The organism is Lichenibacterium ramalinae (genome assembly GCF_004137085.1).
Classification (GTDB): Bacteria; Pseudomonadota; Alphaproteobacteria; order Rhizobiales; family Beijerinckiaceae; genus Lichenihabitans; species Lichenihabitans ramalinae.
In genome coordinates, this window is record NZ_QYBC01000019.1 from 108,015 (window position 1) to 124,756 (window position 16,742).

Here is a 16,742-nt window from a genome sequence, read left to right on the forward strand (position 1 = left end):
TCGTTTCTGGCCTGTTCCCCGACGAGCAGCTTTGCAGCGTCGAGAGCCAAACGTTTCCTGTCCGCCTTGCGCGTGTAGTGCGTCGCCTCTTCGCGGGACCGTCAGGCGAGGCCCAGGGCCGCGATCAGCCCGAGGCTCAGGGCCCCGAGGGCGACGAGGGACAGCGTCACGGCGGCAGTGACGCGCAGGCCCGCCCTGGCCACGATTCTCACATCCACGCCGAGACCCAGCGCCGCCATGGCGACGATGGTGAGGGCGTCGGCGACCGCAGCGGCGGGCGCGAGGGCGGTGGCGGGAACGAGGCCGAGCGAGCGCAGGGCGGCGAAGCCGAGGAAGGCGACGATGAAGGGCGGCACCATGCGGTGGACCGCGATGCGGCGGGCCTGCGGCCGCGCGGCAGCCTGCGGCGGGCGTGCCTCGTCGAGGCGGCCGGCCAGCAGCGACAGCGCCAAGACCACCGGCCCCAGCATGAGCACGCGGACGAGTTTGACCAGCGTGCCGATCTGGATGGCGGCGGGGCCGACCGGTGCCGCCGCGGCGAGGACCTGGGGCACGGCATAGACGGTGAGGCCGGCCAGGGCGCCGAAGCGGAGCGGGCTCAAGCCGAGGGCGACCCCCAGGAGTGGCAACCCCAACACGACCAGCACACCCAGAACCGCCGTGAAGGCGATCGAGGCCGCGACGTCGTCGCCGTCCGCGCCGATCGTCGGCGCCACGGCCGCGATGGCCGAGTTGCCGCAGATTGAATTGCCGCAGGCCACCAGCACCGCCATGCGCTTCGGCAGCCCGAGCAGGCGGCAGATGGCGAAGCTCGTCGGGATCGCCACCACCACCACGCCGACGATGCCGCACAGCAGTCCCGGCCCGACCGCGGCGATGGTGCGGAACGACACCGACACGCCGAGCAGCGCCACGGCGATCTCGAGCATCTGCTTGGCGCCGAAATCCAGGCCGGCCTTGAAGCGGGCGCCCGGCGCCCACAACGTGCGCACCGCCGTGCCGACCAGGATGGCGAGCACCAGCGTTTCCAGCCAGGCCCGGCCGAAGAAGCGCGTCTCGAGCGCATCCGCCGCGTAGGCCGCCGCCGCCACGGCTCCGCAAAGGGCGAGTCCCGGCAGGATCGTCAGGGGTGGGCGTGTGGCGTTCGACATGGGAGCATCTCCGACCCCCTTGCTCTGCACCCGCCGACGTGTTCAATCCATTCGCATGTTTCTTCCGTTTCGTTCGCCGAAATCGAAATGACGCTCGACCAGCTCCGCGTCTTTATGGCGGTGGCGGAGCGCCAGCACCTGACCAAGGGCGCCGAGGCGCTGAACCTCACGCCGTCCGCCGCCACGGCATCGATCCAAGCGCTCGAGGGCCGCCACGGCACCAAGCTGTTCCACCGCGTCGGCCGCCGGCTTGAGCTCAGCGAGAGCGGGCGCGCCTTCCTGCCGGAAGCCCGCGCGGCGCTGGCCGCCGCTGCCGCGGCCGAACTGGCGCTGCGGGAACTCGGCGGGCTCGAACGGGGCCGGCTCGCCCTGGCGGCCAGCCAGACGCTCGCCAGCTATTGGTTGCCGCCGCTGCTGATGCGCTTCGCCGCCGCGCACCCGGGCGTCGCGCTCAGCCTTTCCGAGGGCAACACCGCCGCGGTCGCCGCCGCCGTCCTGGCCGGCGATGCCGAGATCGGCTGCATCGAGGGTGAAGTCGATGCGCCGGGGCTGGCCGTCGCGCCGCTGGCCGACGACCGGCTCGTCGTGGTGGCGTCGCCGCGCCACCCGCTCGCGCGCCGGCGCGCCGTCACGGCCCCGGCGCTGCGATCGTCCCGTTGGGTGATGCGCGAGCCGGGCTCGGGCACCCGAGCCGCCTTCGAGGCGGCGATGCGGGCGGCGGGCGTGGCGCCCGGCGACCTCGACGTCACGCTGGTCCTGCCGACCAACGAGGCGGTCTGCGCCGCCGTCGCCGGAAGCGCCTGCCTCACCGCCGTCTCGGACCTCGTCGCCCGGCCCCACGTCGAGGCGGGGGGCCTATGCCGCATCGACCATCCGCTGCCCACCCGCCGCTTCGCCCTGGTGCGCCACAAGGAACGCTTCCGCACCAAGGCGGCGGTCGCCTTCGAGGGATTGTTGCACGAGGCGGCGCGCGAGATGGCGGAACAGCGCGACGCACCGAGCTTCGACATCTGAAGGTCCGTGCCTCAGGGCCCGTTTCGCCGAAGACGACCCGACATCTCTCGCTGGGCTCGCAGGGAGCGCGTCCCCGACGTCTCAGCCGAGCTTCACGCCGGATCGGTCCGCCGCCGCCCTGATATGGGCCGTCATGGCGGCCTCGCTCCCCGCGATGTCGCCCATCCTGAGGCTGGACGCGATGGCACGATGCTCCGCCAGCGTTTCCCCGAGCCGGTCGGAACGCGCCATCGGTAGCCGCTGGCTCTCGACCAGGATGTCGCGCATCGGCCCGACCATCCCGGCCAGGACCGGGTTGGCGGCCAGTTCCACCACGAGGTCGTGGAAGCGGGCGTCCGCCGCCGCCATGGCCTGCAGGTCTCCCCGCGCCAGCGCTTCCGCCATGGCCTGCACCGGTTCGTCGAGACACGCCGCGCCCCGGTCGTCCATGCGCGTCGCGGCGAGGCGGGCCGCGTAGGCCTCGAGGCCCAGCCGGGCCTCGTAGACGTCGCGCGGGCTGCACCGGTCGGCGAAGCGCCAGGGCGGGGCGCGCCGGCCGGGCGGCGCGACATAGACGCCGCTGCCGACCCTCACCACCACCAGCCCCATGGTTTCCAGCGCCGCGATGGCTTCGCGCAGGCTCGGGCGGCTGACGCCGAGCCGGGCCGCGAGGTCGCGCTGCGAGGGGAGGCGGTCGCCCGCGGCGAGGCCGCCCTGCAGGATCAGCGCCTGCAGGCGGTCCGAGACCCCGCGCGACACCGGCACGCGATCGCCCGGCGCCGGCTCGGCCAGTGGCGTCCAGTTCACCGGCCTGCTCCCGTCCGACCCTGACCTGCCGTCGCTTCGGGCTCCGTGCCGAAATTCTCCACTCGCCTGCCCATCATCTCTGCGGTCCCCGCGCCCGCGACGGCTTGCCCGACGGCACGATCCCATGCACCTTGGCGTCGGTCAAACCGGTCTGGCCGATTTCGCGTCCCTGGCGCGGTGCGGCCGCCGCTCAGGAGATTGCCCATGCGCTTCGCTCCCGCTCCCGTCACGCGCCGCCTTGCCCTCGCCGCCGCCGTCGCGCTCGGCGCGACCGCCCTCGGACTCCCCGCCGCCCGGGCGGCCGATACCCTGAAGGTGGGCGCCAACATCGGCAACCTGCCCTGGGAGTTCCAGGACGCCAAGGGCGACACGGTCGGGTTCGAGATCGACCTGATGAAGGAAGTGGCGAAGCGCCTCGGCGACGACGTCAGCTTCGTCAACATCCCGTTCACCGGCCTCTTCGCCGCCGTGCAGTCCGGGCAGATCGACGCCGCGGTGTCGTCCATCACCATCACGCCGAAGCGCCTCGGCAGCGTGTCGTTCGCCCAGCCTTACTACGACAGCGACCAGTCGCTGACCGTGATGGCCAAGTCGGGCATCGCGGACCTCAAGGGCATGGCGGGCAAGACGGTGGGCGTCGACACGGGATCGACCGGCGACATCTACGCCACGGCGCACCAGGCCGAGGACAAGTTCGCCGACATCCGCCGCTACGAGGGCCTGGCGCCCGCCATGCTCGACCTCGCGGCCGGCCGCATCGACGGCTACATCAGCGACATCCCGGCGCTGCAGTATTACGTGAAGGACAAGCCGGCCTACAAGGTGGTCGAGCGCATCCCCACCGGGGAGCGCTATTCGGTGATGTTCGCCAAGGACAGCCCGCTCGTCGGCAAGGTCGATGCCGTGCTGACGACGTTGAAGGCGGAGGGCTTCATTGCCAAGCTGCACGAGAAATGGTTCGGCGTCGCCCCCGAGGCGACCACCAGCACGGTGGCCAAGGCGGCGATCCCGAAGCTCTGACGACGTGCGGCCGTGTCGGTCTTCGACACTTTCCTGAACTGGGGCGTGTTTCGCGACGCGCTGCCGCTGCTCCTCACCGGGCTCTGGGTCACGCTGGGCCTCGGCGCCGCCGCGATCGCGCTCGGCCTCGCCGGCGGCTTGCCGCTGGTGCTGCTGAGGCTCTACGGCGGCGCGGCGGCGCGTCTCGTCGCGGTCGCCTATATCGACGTGTTCCGCGCCATCCCGGTGCTGGTGCTGCTGATCGTCATTTATTATGCGCTGCCCTTCGTGGGGCTGCGACTGTCGCCCTTCGCCTCGGCCACGGCCGCCCTGAGCCTCGTCTCGGCCGCCTATTCGGCGGAGATCCTGCGGGCCGGCATCGAGGCGGTGCCGAAGGGCCAGGTCGAGGCCGCGCGTGCGCTCGGCATGGCGCCGCCACTGTGGTTGAGGCGCATCGTCCTCCCCCAGGCGGTCCGGCTCGTGGTGCCGCCGCTGACGTCCAACGCCATCAACGTGTTCAAGGACACGGCTCTCGCCTCGGTGGTCGCCATGCCGGACCTGCTGAAACAGGCGACCCAGGCCCAGGCGCTCGCCGCCAACCCGACGCCGCTGATCGGCGCCGCCGCCATCTACATCGCGCTGCTGCTCCCCTGCGTCCGCTTCGTCGGGCTCTACGAGGGTCGCCTGCGGCGGCGCGCCCGTTGAGCCAGGGCCGGTCGCGGCCCGCCCGCTTCGTCCCCGCTCCTTCCCCGACCCGTCGTCGCCCGACCCCGAACGAGACCAGCCCATGCCGCTCGACATCGACCACGTCCGCCGCCAGTTCCCGGCCCTCGCCGACGGTTTCGGCTACCTCGATAATGCCGGCGGCTCGCTGGTGCTGGGCCGCGTCGCCGACCGGGTCAGGGACTACCTGCTCACGACCAGCGTGCAGACCGGCGCCTCCTATCCGCAGTCGCGCCGGGCTGTCGAACGCGTGGCGGAGGCGCGATCCCGCATCGCGCTCCTGCTCAATGCGGAGCGGCAGGAGGAGATCGTTCTCGGGCCCTCCACCACGGTGATGTTCCAGTTTCTCGCCCGCGCCATGGAGGGCCGGCTCCGCCCCGGCGACGAGATCGTGGTGACGGACTTCGACCACGAGTCCAACATCGGCCCCTGGCGGGCGCTGGAGAAGCGCGGGGTCGTGATCCGGACCTGGGGGCTCGACCCCGACACGCTGGAAGTGTCGCTCGACGCGCTCGACGCCCTGATGACCGAGCGGACCCGGCTCGTCGCCGTCACCCATTGCTCCAACATCCTCGGCACCGTGAACCCGGTGGCCGAGATCGCCCGGCGCGTCCACGCCCGTGGCGCCGAGATCGCCGTCGATGCCGTCGCCTACGCGCCCCACCGCGCTGTGGACGTGAGGGCGCTCGACGTCGATTATTACGTCTTCAGCTTCTACAAGACCTTCGGGCCGCACTTCGCCGTGCTGTATGGCCGGTATGACAAGCTGCTCGAACTCGAGGGCCTGTACCACTACTTCTACGGCCGCGAGAAGGTGCCGGCGAAGTTGGAACCCGGCAACACCAACTACGAGCTGGCCTGGGGGTCGGCCGGCATCGTCGACTACCTCGACGAGCTCGGCGGCGGCACGGGCGACCGCGCGGCGATCGAGCGCGCCTATGCCGACATCGCCGCGCAGGAGACCGCCGTCGGGGGACGCCTGCTCGACTATCTCGGGTCGCGCAACGACGTCCGGGTGATCGGGCGGCGGCAGGCGGGCCCGGACCGCGTGCCGACGATCAGCTTCAAGGCGGAGGGGCGCGACAGCGCGGAGATCGTCGGCGCGGTCGATCCCCAGGGGCTCGGCATCCGCTTCGGCGACTTTCATTCGCGCCGCCTCGTCGAGCGGCTGGGGCTCGCCGGCGACGGCGGCGTCGTACGGGTGTCGATGGTGCACTACAACACGCTGGACGAGGTCGATCGGCTCGTCGGCGCCCTCGACACTGCGCTGCGCTGAGCACCGGCGCGTGACGCGCGCTTCCCCTAGGGACGAAGCGACGGTCCTCGGCCTTTCCAGCGGACGCTCCGCCACGCGTCGGAGTCAGTCTTAAGGCACCATCGGCTTTCTCCGGGTCGCCTTGGCGACTCGGAGCCGATGAAACCGCTCTCGATTCGAGGTCGGAGCGAAATCGCCGAAGCCGAAAGCGCTCTCGACTTCGAGACGGCCCACCATGACGCGCCCGCCCTCGATCTCGGCGTGCGGGACGGCACCATCTCCGCCGTCCCCGACGAAGCCCCTCGGCGCCCGCGACCGCCGCGCCAGGGGTGGGCGGGCTCTGCCGAACGCCCGAGGGGCATCTCCGCGCGCCACTCCCGTTCCGACCCTTCGGCGAGCCTGACGCCTCCCCCCGGGGCGACGGGCCGCAGCCCGGCCGTCCACGGCCTATCAAGCCGTCGTCGAAGCGGAACGCCGACGCCTGTCACGGCACAGCATGACGGAGGTCCGAGCCGCGATGCCGTCGCCGGCATCGGCTGGCCGGTGGCGGCCCAGGCCCTTCCGTCACCACCAGTCCACACCGCCGTGAAGCGTTGAGCCATTTTCGCGACATCGCCCTGCATGTCGCGCAATCATTGTGGCAAAGCATCGAAAAGCTTGCTAAATGAGGCCTGTCCGACGACGAGTCGACGCCTTTCGTGACGGATCGATACTCCCGGTTATTGTTTTCTTACAGGACAGCTTAGCAGGCGCTATCTTCCTCCATTCACCCCGTTGCGATCGATAGGACCTAGCATGAAGCTGAGTGACCGAGGCGGACACCGAGTATCGACCTGTCGGATCGAGCGCGGTCTTTATGTTCTCCGCTACGTCACCTGTGCGGAGGGTTCGTTTGCGATGGGGCACGTTACGGTCGCCGAGGGTGATCTGGACTTGGTTCCTGCGCCCGGTCGGGCGATCGGCACTCTCGAATCACCAGGACACGCACTGGTCATCGTGGCTCACACGGCCGGGGCCTTCGTCCTTCAGGTCGACGGCCCCCTGAACGGCAGGGGTGCCGACGCCACCTTCACGCTCGACATCCTGGACGACGGCGCCGACGCCGCGTCGCCCGTCGCAGCCCCGTCGGCAGCCAAGCCCGTCGCACGCGCCGACGACCGGGCGTCCCTGCCGCTCGCCATCCTGGCGCACGTGTCGCGGCGCGGCGACGTCACGGCCGAGGCGGGCGAGTGGATCGCGGGACCGGCCGACATCCTCCCGATCGAGGGCCTGTCCATCACGACCCACCAGCCCGACGTGACGGTTTCGATCCGCGTTCAGACGGCCCAGTCCCAGGGACAATGGTCGCGCTGGCACCGCGGGGGCGAGTTCGCCGGCAGCCGCCAGCGGGCCGAAGCCATCACTGCACTGGGGTTGTCGCTGCACGGCGATGCAGCTTCTAAGTTCAGGATGGAAGCGGAAGCGATCCATCTCGGTGCAGCCAGCCGGACGGCTGAAGGAGCGGAACTGGAATTTTTCGGAAGCGATCCAATTGTAGGCTTCCGCCTACAACTCAAGAATGCTATCATGAAGAGAATACCGGGTTCGACTACCTCCCGCACGCCTGCTGCGGACGGATTGCGCATCTTCAGGGCCCGGCAATAACATCCCACAATCCGAGGAACCATCATGTCCCAGTATCCGGGGTCGACCTCCGCTGACATCCAAACTGTTCTGTCCGATATCTCGCCCAGCACCAAGGCTTCCATCATCAAGGCGCTCACGGCGAGCGGTCTGCTGAATGACACGAACGGCGTCGGCATCTCGATCGTGACCGACCCCGGCAACGCCTATACCGTCGATGCCACGACGACGCAGGCCCTCGTGCTGACCGGAAACGCCGTCACCCAGATCAATTCCAACGGGCCGCTCCTGGTCGCGGCGTCGCAGGGCACCAACTATCTCGACGTCTCGCACAGCGACAAGACGGCCGATTTTCGCGCCACCGTGATCGGCGGCTCGGGCAGCGACACGATCTTCGGGAACTCCGCCCGGTCGTTGCTGGTCGGGGGATCGGGCGCCGAAGCGATCACATCAGGCGGTGGCCGCGATACGATCGTCGGCGGGTCGGGCTCCAACACGCTGGTCGCGGGCGGCCGCAGCATCGTGGAGACCGGCACCGGCTCGGCGGTGGTCAGAGCCGGACAGGGCACCGAGTCCCACGACACCATCCGGGCCGGCTCGGGTTTGTCCACCATCAGGCTTTCGGCCGGCGACAACGTTGTTCGGGCGCCGACCGGCGGCGGCAGGGCGACGATCTCGGCGGGCACCGGGGCCGATACGATCTTCGGGCCGGCGGCCAACCAGGGCGCGGCCACCATCAACGGCGGTGCCAAGACGACCCTGAACCTCGGCACGGGTTCGTTGAAGTTCAACCTCAGCAAGGGCGACTCCGACACGATCTTCGGCGGCGCTGGCAGCGGCTTCGTCAACCTCAACAAGTCGAGCCACGATATCGCTTCCACGAGCACCTCGACGAATGCCAGCGGCCAGCAACAGGTCACGATCAACTTCGCCAGCGGTGGGTCCATCACCACCGTCGGCACCGTGAATCTGACCTTCACCGACACGCGCAACAAGCACTGATCGCCTCGTAGAGGCACGAGGGGTGGGCGAGAGGCGATCTCATCCACCCCGGTCATGGATGCATAGCGGTGACGTCACTGTTGGATGCCTTTGCCAGCATCGACGCGATCTGCCGTCGGTGTCAGGTCCCGTCGAGTGAATCCCTGCTGTTGAGGGCTCATTGCTTGGTTGGTCTCGGATATAGCGAAGCCGGCCGGCGCGATGCGGCGGCGGCGTTCGAGATCGACGCGGCCGATTGCGACGTCCGGCATCTCGTGTTGCGACTCGACGCCATGCCGGACCAGTCGGCGGAGGTGGCGGGAGCCCTGCTCTGCGCGCCAGACGCCACCCTCGACCATCTCGCGGGCGCGGCCCGGATTCTGCTGACGACCTCGCACCTCGCCGTCCGTTGCAGGCGCGACGCCCTCGGGCTGTCCGGCGTCGTCGCATGGCGCGGCCCCGTCGCGCCTCGGATCCAGTCAGACGGCCGCGACGTCGCCATCCACGTCCATCGCTACGACAGGCTGTCCGGCGTGAGCCTGGCGAGGCTGCGCATTCTCTGCTCCCCGCAGGTCCCCGGCCGGATCCGGGCCGTTCTCGCCGGCTTTCCCCCGGTGGACGTCCGCTTCCCGGCCCTGTGCGCCTACGTGCCGAACACGGAACCGCCGTGCGACGGGCTGGTCAGCGTGCTGGTCCCGGTCTTCGGCGGCCGCGACGCGACGCAGGCCTGCCTCGAAGCGCTGGCCGCCCAGGTGTGTGACCCGCGGCCGGAGGTCATCGTCGTCGACGACGCCTGTCCCGATCCGGCCCTGTCGGCCTCCGTCGCGGCGCGATGCCGGCGCGAGGGCTGGCACTACCTGCGCCACGCGGAGAATGCAGGTTTCGCCTCGGCGATCAACCGCGGTGCATCGCGGGCGCGCGGGCGGCACCTGCTCCTGCTCAATGCCGATGCCATCCTGCCGCCGGATGCGATCGCCCGCCTGCGCGACGCGGGGCGCGGCGACGACGTCGGCACGGTCGTGCCCCTCTCCAACGACGGCGGGTTCACCAGCTTCCCGAGACTGCGGCAGGCCAACCCCGTCCCGTCCGCGGCCGAAGCCGCCCGCCTCGACGCGGCGGCGCGCGACGCGCATGCCGACCTCGGCGTCGACATCCCCAGCGGAACGGCCTTCTGCATGCTGGTGACCCGGGCCTGCTGGGACGAACTCGGCGGCCTCGCGCTGGACTACGGCCGCGGCTATTTCGAGGACGTGGACCTGTGCCGGCGGGCCAAGCGGCGCGGCTACCGCAACCTCGTGGCGGCGGGGCTCTACGTGCGGCACATCGGGGCGCAGTCCTTCGCCGCCGACAAGCGCGCCCTCGTAGCGGAGAACGCGCGCCTGCTGCGCGACCGCTTCCCCGACTACGACATGGACTGGGCCTCCTTCGTCGAGGCCGACCCGCTCCGGCCGCTGCGCGCCGCCATCGAGCGGCGGGTCCCGCCGGCCGGGCCGGTGCGGATCCTGGCCGGGCGGCCGACGCGCCTCGGCCCCGCGCTGGCGGCCCGCGCCGCCGCGCTGTCGGTCGACGGCGCCGCCGTGATCGGCCTGTCGTGGACGCGCCACGGCGACGTCGCGCTCGAGGCTGCGGCCGGCGGCGTCCCGCAATCGCTCAGCTTCGCCGCGGAGGACCGCGGCGGCCTCGCCGCCTACCTGGACGCGCTCGACATCCGCGGCATCACCGTGGCGGAGCCCGAAGCCGTGCCGGGTCCCTTGCTCGACCTGCTGCTGCGGACGCGGGCGCCGCTGTCCATCTTCGTCGCCGGCCGGGCCGCCGCGCGGTCGCTCGGCCCCCCGCGGCCGCTCTGGTCGGACGGGGCGGAGATCGTCGCGGGCGACCGGATGGTGGCGGCGGCGCTGGGGCTGGCGCCCATGGCGGAGACGGACCCCGGGATCGGCGCCGGGGCGGTCCTGCCTGGGCCGCAGGTGCGCATCGCCGCCCTGGTCCCGACCGCCACGGCGGCGGCCGACTGGCTCCTGACGGCGCTGGACCGCCGTTTGAGCGCCGCCGGCGGGCAAGTGATCCAGTTCGGCGAGGGCTGGCGCCCCGCCCGCGCCCGCCCGCAGGCGACGGGGGCGATGGCGCCGGCGGACTACGCCGACGCCGTCCGCCACCGCCGCATCACCCACCTGCTGTTGCCCGACCCCGACCTGCCCTTCGGCGTCATCGACGATCTGCGCCGCTGCGTGGGCCTTCCCTGCGCCTATGTCGACTGGTCGGGTGACCGTTTGGCCCGCGCGGCCGGCGACCTCGCCCTGGCGGAGGGCCTGCCTGGCGAGGCGGCCGCCGCCGCCCTGGTGGCCTGGTGCGGGGCCTCCCCGGATGCCGCCGGAATGCGCCCGGCGCGGGCCCACGCCGCTGCCGTCGGTGTCGCGCCGTGACGGTCCGGGGTCAGCTGTTCCTCCACGAGGCGGGCGTCCGCGGCCATGCCTTCGACGACGCCGACACGACCCGTCGCTTCGCCGTCGAGATGCTGGTCGACGGCCGCGTCACCGACCTCGCGCGGGCGGACGCCTTCGCGCCCGAAGCCGCGGCGATCGGCGACGGCTGCTACGGCTTCGGCTTTGCCCTGGACGACGCCGTCGTCGAGGCCGGGGAAACGCTTGAGGTGCGGCTGGCCAACGGCGGGGAGCGCGTGGGCGAAGCGCTGCGCCTTGGGTCGCGCCCCCTGGGGTCGCGGCAAACGGCGCCGCGCGAGGCCGCCGGGCATGTCGCCTGGCAGGGCGGGCTGCGCCTGACCGGCTGGGTCGCCATCCGGCCCGACGCGGCCGCGACCGTGCGGGTCATCGTCGACCGCGCCGTGGCGGCCGAAGCCCCGGCCTGCGGCTGGGTCACCGTCATTCAGGGTGGCGTCCGCACGACCCGGGCGGGTTTCGACATCCACCTCCCCGAGGCCCTGGCGGACGGGCGGGTGTACCGCGCCACCGTCGTGGACGGGCGGGGCGTGCCCCTGGCCGGCAGTCCCTGCGCCGTGCTGGCCTTTCCAGACGGGCTCCGGGCCTTCCTGATGGCGCGGAGCGACATCGCCGCCGGCGATCCGCGGTGCGGCACCATCGCGGCCCTGGTGCCACAATCGCTCCCCTTCGCGGCGTTCGACCGCTGGTCCGCCGACCACGCGCCGTCGCCCCCGTCCGGCCCCGCCGCGTCCGGCCCCGTCGCCGTGGTCCTGGTCGGCGCGGCGGTCGAGCCGTCCATCGCCAGCCTCGAGGCCCAGCACGGCATCGCGTGGGTGGCGCTGCAGGCGGCGGACGGGGGCTTCCCCGGCCGCTTCGCGCCGGGCGAGGTCGCGACCTTCCTGGCCGCGGAAGGCGAAGATGTCCCCGTCGTGCTGGCCCTGGCGGGGACGCGCTTCCGGGCGGATGCCCTGTCCCGGCTCGCCGCGGCGGTGACGGGATGCGGCGGGCTCGTCTACCCGGATTCCACGGTGGGGCACGGCCCCGGGCGGGTGCCGCTGCTGTGGCCCGCCTACGATGCCGAACGGCAGCTGGAGCAGGGCTATGCGGCGCTGGTCTATGCCGCCCCGGCCGCCGCGGTGCGGGAGGCGCTGCGGGCGGGCGCCGCCTCGCTGTTCGACCTGTTCCTGGCCCTCGCGGCGCGGGCCGCGGCGGACGGGGACGCGCCCGTGCACCTGCCGGAGATGCTGGTCGTCCTGCCCCGCCTCGACCCGGGGCTCGGCCCCACCCTGGCGGCGGCCACCCGGGCGGCCACCGGGGCACCCGCCACCCCGCTCGAACCCGATGCCGCCACCGGCCTGCCGGCCGTCCATGTCGGCCGGCCGCGGGGCAGCGCGCGCGTCACGCTCGCCGTCATCCAGCCCGAAGACGCCACGGCGGACCTCGACCGGGTCGCGGGACGGATGGGCCGCGGCCTCGACCGGTGCCTGCTGGTCAGCCATGGCGATCTGCCGGTGCCGCGCGGTTGGCACAACCTCGCCGTGCCGGGCTGGCGTAATCCCGCCCGGCTGCGCGACGCGGCCCTGCGGGCCTCGGGCTCCGCCGCCGTGCTGCTGCTCGACGCCGGCCTCGAACCCGTCGACGACGCCGCGCTGGACGAGTTGGCGGGGCGGCTGGCAGCCGGCGGCGTGGCGGCGGTCGCCGGGCTGGTGATGGACCCCGACGGGATCGTGCTGGCGGCGGGAAGCGTCGCCGGGCCCGGCTTCTCCATCGCTCCGGCCTTCGCCGGCGAGCGCGAGGGAGCCGGCGGCTATGCCGGAGGCCTGCGGGTCGCCCGCTGCTGTGGCGCTCTTGACGCGGCCTGCCTCCTCGTCGACCGCGCGGCGGCGCTCGAGGCCGGTGGCTTCGATGCCGCCCACTTCCCCGACCTGTTCGCCGGGGCGGACCTGTCGTTGCGGCTGCGCGGCGCCGGGCACCGGCTGCTCGTGGCGCCCCGAGCCCGCTTCGTCCGCCATTCCGTCTGGCGCGAGCCGCCGGCACCGGCCCGGCAAGCCGAGGAGGCCCACCTGCGACGGCGCTGGGGCGAGGATCTGCTGCACGACCCCTTCTACCACCCCGCCCTGAACCGCGACGCGGCCCCGTTCACGGCGCTCGCCTGCCCGCCCCTTCCCCGGGCCGCCCGTCGGCCCTGGCGGCCGGCCGGCCCGCCCCTGCCCCCGGATTCCCCATGACCTTTGCCGCACCGGCGCGCGGCGGCGCGCGACGCTTCCTCAACGCGGGCAGCGGGTTCCGGACCCGCGCCCCGACGGCGCCCTTCGACGCGACGGACTGGATGGAGACGACCGTCGACGTCGACCCCGCGACGGAGCCGGACGTCGTGTGTTCCCTCGTCGACATGCGGGCCGCCCTGCCCGACGGCAGCTTCGATGCCGTGCTGTCGTCCCACAGCCTGGAACACCTCTACGGCTTCGAGGTCGTCGAGGCCCTGCGCGAGTTCCGGCGCGTGCTGCGGCCCGACGGTTTCGCGCTGGTGACCTGCCCGGACCTCGATGCCGTGGCGGCGGCCGTGTCGCGGCACGGGCTCGGCCACGTGGCCTATGTGGCGCCGGCCGGCCCCATCACGCTGCACGACATGATCTTCGGCCATTCCCGCTCGATCCAGGACGGCGTCACCGCCATGGCGCACCGCACCGGCTTCACGGCGCGGAGCCTCGGCGAGGTCGCGCTGGAGGCGGGCTTCCCGGAGGTGGCGGTGGGCCCCGGCAACGCTTACGACCTGTGGGGCGTCTTCGGCATGCCGGAAACGGACCACGCTGGGCTCGCCGCGCTGCTGGCGCGGACCTCCGCCGCCGGCCTCTGGGCGCCGACGACCGCGGGGGACGGGCGGTGAACGTCCTCTTCGTCCACCAGAACTTCCCGGCCCAATTCGGCCCTCTCGCGGCGGCCCTCGCCGCCGATCCCGGCTGCCGGGTGGCGGCCATCGGCTCCGACGTGTCGGGAAGCGTCGCCGGCGTGACGATGGTGCGCTACGGCCTGGGCGAGCCGGACCTGCGCCCCACCCACACCTTCGCGCGGCGCTTCGACCTCGAATGCCGGCGTGCCGAACAGGTCCTCTACGCGGCGGGCGACCTCGCCGCCGCGGGCTTCGTGCCCGACGTGGTGGTGGTGCACCACGGCTGGGGCGAGGCCCTGCCGCTGCGGGCCGCCTTCCCGGCGGCGCGGCTGGTGCTCTACTGCGAATATTACTACCGGCCGACGGGCGGGGATGTCGGCTTCGACCCCGACGAGCCGCCTCTGAACCCGGACGGCGAGACGGCGCTGCGCGCCCGCAATGCCGCGACCCTCCTGGCCCTCGCCGAATGCGACGCCGCCGTGGCGCCGACCGCCTGGCAGCGCTCGACCTTCCCGCCGGAGTTCTGGCCGAAGATTCGAGTCATCCACGAGGGTGTGGACACGCGCACAGTGCGACCCGACGCGGAGGCCAGCTTCTCGCCGCGGCCCGGCCTCGTGCTGCGCCGCGGCGACGAGGTCGTGACCTATGTGGCGCGGGACCTCGAGCCGGTGCGCGGCTATCCCCAGTTCATGCGCAGCCTGCCGCGCCTACTCGGCGCCCGGCCGGACGCCCAGGTGGTCATCGTCGGGGGGGACGGCACCTCCTACGGGGCGCCGCCGCCTGAGGGCGACAGCTGGAAGGCGATCGGCCTGCGCGCCGTCGAGGCCGAGATCGACCCGGGCCGCGTCCACTTCGTCGGCCGGCTGGCGCGGGCCGACTACCTCGCCCTGCTCGGCATCTCGGCCGCGCATGTCTACCTGACCGTGCCCTTCGTCCTGTCCTGGTCGATGCTGGAAGCCATGGCGATGCGCTGCCCGCTGGTGGCGTCGGACACCGCGCCGTGCCGCGAGGTGGTGGAGGGCGGGGTGAACGGGCTGCTGGTGCCGTTCTTCGACCCCGACGCCATCGCCGACACCACGGCCGGCCTGCTCGCAGATCGCGACCGCGCGGCGGCCCTGGGGACGGCGGCTCGGCGCACGGTGAAGAAGCGCTACCGGACGGAGAAGGCAGTGGCGGCGATGCGGGAGGTTTTGGGGGCGTGACATCGCGGAAGGATAGGGAAACGGTGTTGGGCGGCGTGGCCCAAGCCTACGAGCCGAAGCCTTTGCGACGCGGCTCAGGCGAGCTTAGGCCCCAGTTGGCCTGCATGTCCGATGACATTCCTGTCCATTCTGCTCAGGCACCGCGGGTAGGGCACCGGTTCGAAGCGACGCGACGCAAGAACCAGTGTGGCTCTGCTAACGTGCGCCGACGTCTTCAAGAGACTATTACTTCTCTCTGGGCGACAACGGACTATTTATCTAAGCTTGTACTCTTTCGCTTATTATCTCGGATTTCTCCTGCGGCAAGAGGCTATTTCAGAGGTAAAAATCCCAAATTCTGGTATAGACCTTTACACCGAATACGATGCCACCGTTGGTCAAAGTTTTGATACAGTAATCCAGCTGCTGAAAATTTCATATGACCCTTTGGGCAAGCCTCGGATCTGTCATTAAGCTCTCGTTGATTTGACCTTGCTTGAGAGCGTTGCCGATGCTATGCCTCGCTTCGATCATAGGCTGGTTATCGATTGTGAGAGTAGACCGCATGCAGATTGATCCAATCGCTATAGCACTTGCGCTCCTTTCTGCTGATTTCGGCGAGTCGAACTGGCATTTGACTCTCGATTTTTCTCCCGACGGAGACCTGAGGATGTTCAGCGATGGACAGATGGAGAGTACTGGAACGGACCCACAATTATTCATACACAAATTCGACCGAGGCACTCGATCGAACTGGATTAAATTCGGGTTTGAATTCGACGGCGATGTCAGTTTTTTTTATCCTAAGTTGTATGTGTTTTTCGATGATTCAGAAAAGGATTTCTGCGAGATCGATTTCCCGCGTGTACTACCAAACCAATTGATTTGTAAAACGATTTATATTCCAAATGATTATTTTAGAATTAGGTTCGACCCGTGCGAGTTTCCGTGCGAGTTTCGGATAAAACAGCTTTTCGTGTGTAAATCTGACTGGGCAGATATTCGAGACGACATCGAAAGTCGCTTTGACGATCGTGATTATGAAAATGTACGCAAATCTTTTTCTAGTTTTGCAAATCCATTATTTAAAGACATGCTCCTCAAAGAGCATAGAGCCACAAACAATCAAGATTCCTACGGTACATGGCGAGAGACCTTTTCCGTTCTGAGCCAGAAGAAAATGAGGGAGATTGAAACGATCCTGACAGGCATTCATCAACGGCCGATGTTTTCGGTCGTGATGTCGACATATAACACCAGTGAAGGCTTTCTGATTGACGCAATTGAGAGTGTTTTATGCCAGAATTATGACAATTTTGAGTTTTGTATTGTTGACGATGCTTCTACATCTTCCCATGTACGAAGATTACTAGATCATTACGCCGCTAAGGACTCGCGGGTGCGGCTGCATTACAGGGACAGTAACGGCAATATTTCGACGGCCACCAACGATGGTATTCGCATGACCAAAGGGGAATGGATCGTCTTTTTCGATCATGACGACATTCTAGCCAAGCATGCCCTCGCCTTTGTCGCTTTGGCTATCGTTGCAAGTCCAAAAGCCGAATTCATCTATAGTGACGAAGATAAAGTTAACGAACTTAATGAGTATTTTCATCCGTTTTTTGTAACTACCCAGGGGGTGCGCAGGTCGGCTGAGGGCTGTTAGGCGCCGATGGTGCCCAGCACGGTGCTGAAGGTGCT

13 protein-coding genes are annotated in these 16,742 nt (G+C 70.0%); 11 read left to right on the top strand and 2 right to left on the bottom strand.

Annotation, left to right across the window (positions count from 1 at the left end; translation table 11 throughout):
* Window positions 1–101: 101 nt before the first annotated feature.
* Window positions 102–1,151, bottom strand: a complete 1,050-nt coding sequence (locus D3272_RS20730; protein WP_129221116.1) for a YeiH family protein — start codon at window positions 1,149–1,151, stop codon at window positions 102–104.
* 87 nt (window positions 1,152–1,238) lie between these two features.
* Between D3272_RS20730 and D3272_RS20735 the strand changes: the two genes are divergently transcribed.
* A complete protein-coding gene (locus tag D3272_RS20735) occupies window positions 1,239–2,165 on the top strand; it encodes a LysR substrate-binding domain-containing protein (RefSeq protein ID WP_129221117.1) in 927 nt (308 codons plus the stop codon).
* A gap of 81 nt (window positions 2,166–2,246) precedes the next feature.
* On the opposite strand, the gene D3272_RS20740 is transcribed toward D3272_RS20735, so the two are convergent.
* Window positions 2,247–2,951: a FadR/GntR family transcriptional regulator gene (locus D3272_RS20740; protein ID WP_165361444.1), complete on the bottom strand. Its 705-nt coding sequence runs from the start codon at window positions 2,949–2,951 to the stop codon at window positions 2,247–2,249.
* Between the two features lie 204 nt (window positions 2,952–3,155).
* Between D3272_RS20740 and D3272_RS20745 the strand changes: the two genes are divergently transcribed.
* The 10 genes from D3272_RS20745 to D3272_RS20790 all read left to right on the top strand — a co-directional run bounded on the left by D3272_RS20745 (window position 3,156) and on the right by D3272_RS20790 (window position 16,707).
* Complete coding sequence (locus tag D3272_RS20745) at window positions 3,156–3,971, top strand: transporter substrate-binding domain-containing protein (RefSeq protein WP_129221119.1); 816 nt, start codon at window positions 3,156–3,158, stop codon at window positions 3,969–3,971.
* A gap of 12 nt (window positions 3,972–3,983) precedes the next feature.
* A complete protein-coding gene (locus D3272_RS20750; RefSeq protein ID WP_129221120.1) occupies window positions 3,984–4,655 on the top strand; it encodes an amino acid ABC transporter permease in 672 nt (223 codons plus the stop codon).
* An 82-nt stretch (window positions 4,656–4,737) separates the two neighbouring features.
* Entirely contained in the window at window positions 4,738–5,949 is a 1,212-nt protein-coding gene (locus D3272_RS20755) for a cysteine desulfurase-like protein (RefSeq protein ID WP_129221121.1), read from the top strand.
* A gap of 774 nt (window positions 5,950–6,723) precedes the next feature.
* Window positions 6,724–7,572, top strand: a complete 849-nt coding sequence (locus tag D3272_RS20760) for a hypothetical protein (protein WP_129221122.1) — start codon at window positions 6,724–6,726, stop codon at window positions 7,570–7,572.
* A 24-nt stretch (window positions 7,573–7,596) separates the two neighbouring features.
* The gene (locus D3272_RS20765) at window positions 7,597–8,553 is read left to right on the top strand and encodes a calcium-binding protein (RefSeq protein WP_129221123.1); all 957 of its coding nucleotides are present in this window, start codon (window positions 7,597–7,599) and stop codon (window positions 8,551–8,553) included.
* A gap of 164 nt (window positions 8,554–8,717) precedes the next feature.
* Entirely contained in the window at window positions 8,718–10,952 is a 2,235-nt protein-coding gene (locus D3272_RS20770) for a glycosyltransferase family 2 protein (protein ID WP_129221124.1), read from the top strand.
* Window positions 10,949–13,195, top strand: coding sequence for a glycosyltransferase family 2 protein (locus D3272_RS27465; RefSeq protein ID WP_165361445.1), 2,247 nt, complete (start codon window positions 10,949–10,951; stop codon window positions 13,193–13,195). Before D3272_RS20770 ends, D3272_RS27465 begins: the two co-directional genes overlap by 4 nt.
* Window positions 13,192–13,854, top strand: a complete 663-nt coding sequence (locus tag D3272_RS20780) for a class I SAM-dependent methyltransferase (protein ID WP_129221125.1) — start codon at window positions 13,192–13,194, stop codon at window positions 13,852–13,854. Before D3272_RS27465 ends, D3272_RS20780 begins: the two co-directional genes overlap by 4 nt.
* On the top strand, window positions 13,851–15,059 hold the full coding sequence (locus D3272_RS20785; protein ID WP_165361446.1) for a glycosyltransferase: 1,209 nt from the start codon (window positions 13,851–13,853) through the stop codon (window positions 15,057–15,059). The genes D3272_RS20780 and D3272_RS20785 overlap by 4 nt, the downstream gene beginning before the upstream one ends.
* A 544-nt stretch (window positions 15,060–15,603) precedes the next feature.
* Complete coding sequence (locus tag D3272_RS20790) at window positions 15,604–16,707, top strand: glycosyltransferase (protein ID WP_165361447.1); 1,104 nt, start codon at window positions 15,604–15,606, stop codon at window positions 16,705–16,707.
* The last annotated feature ends 35 nt before the right edge of the window (window positions 16,708–16,742 follow it).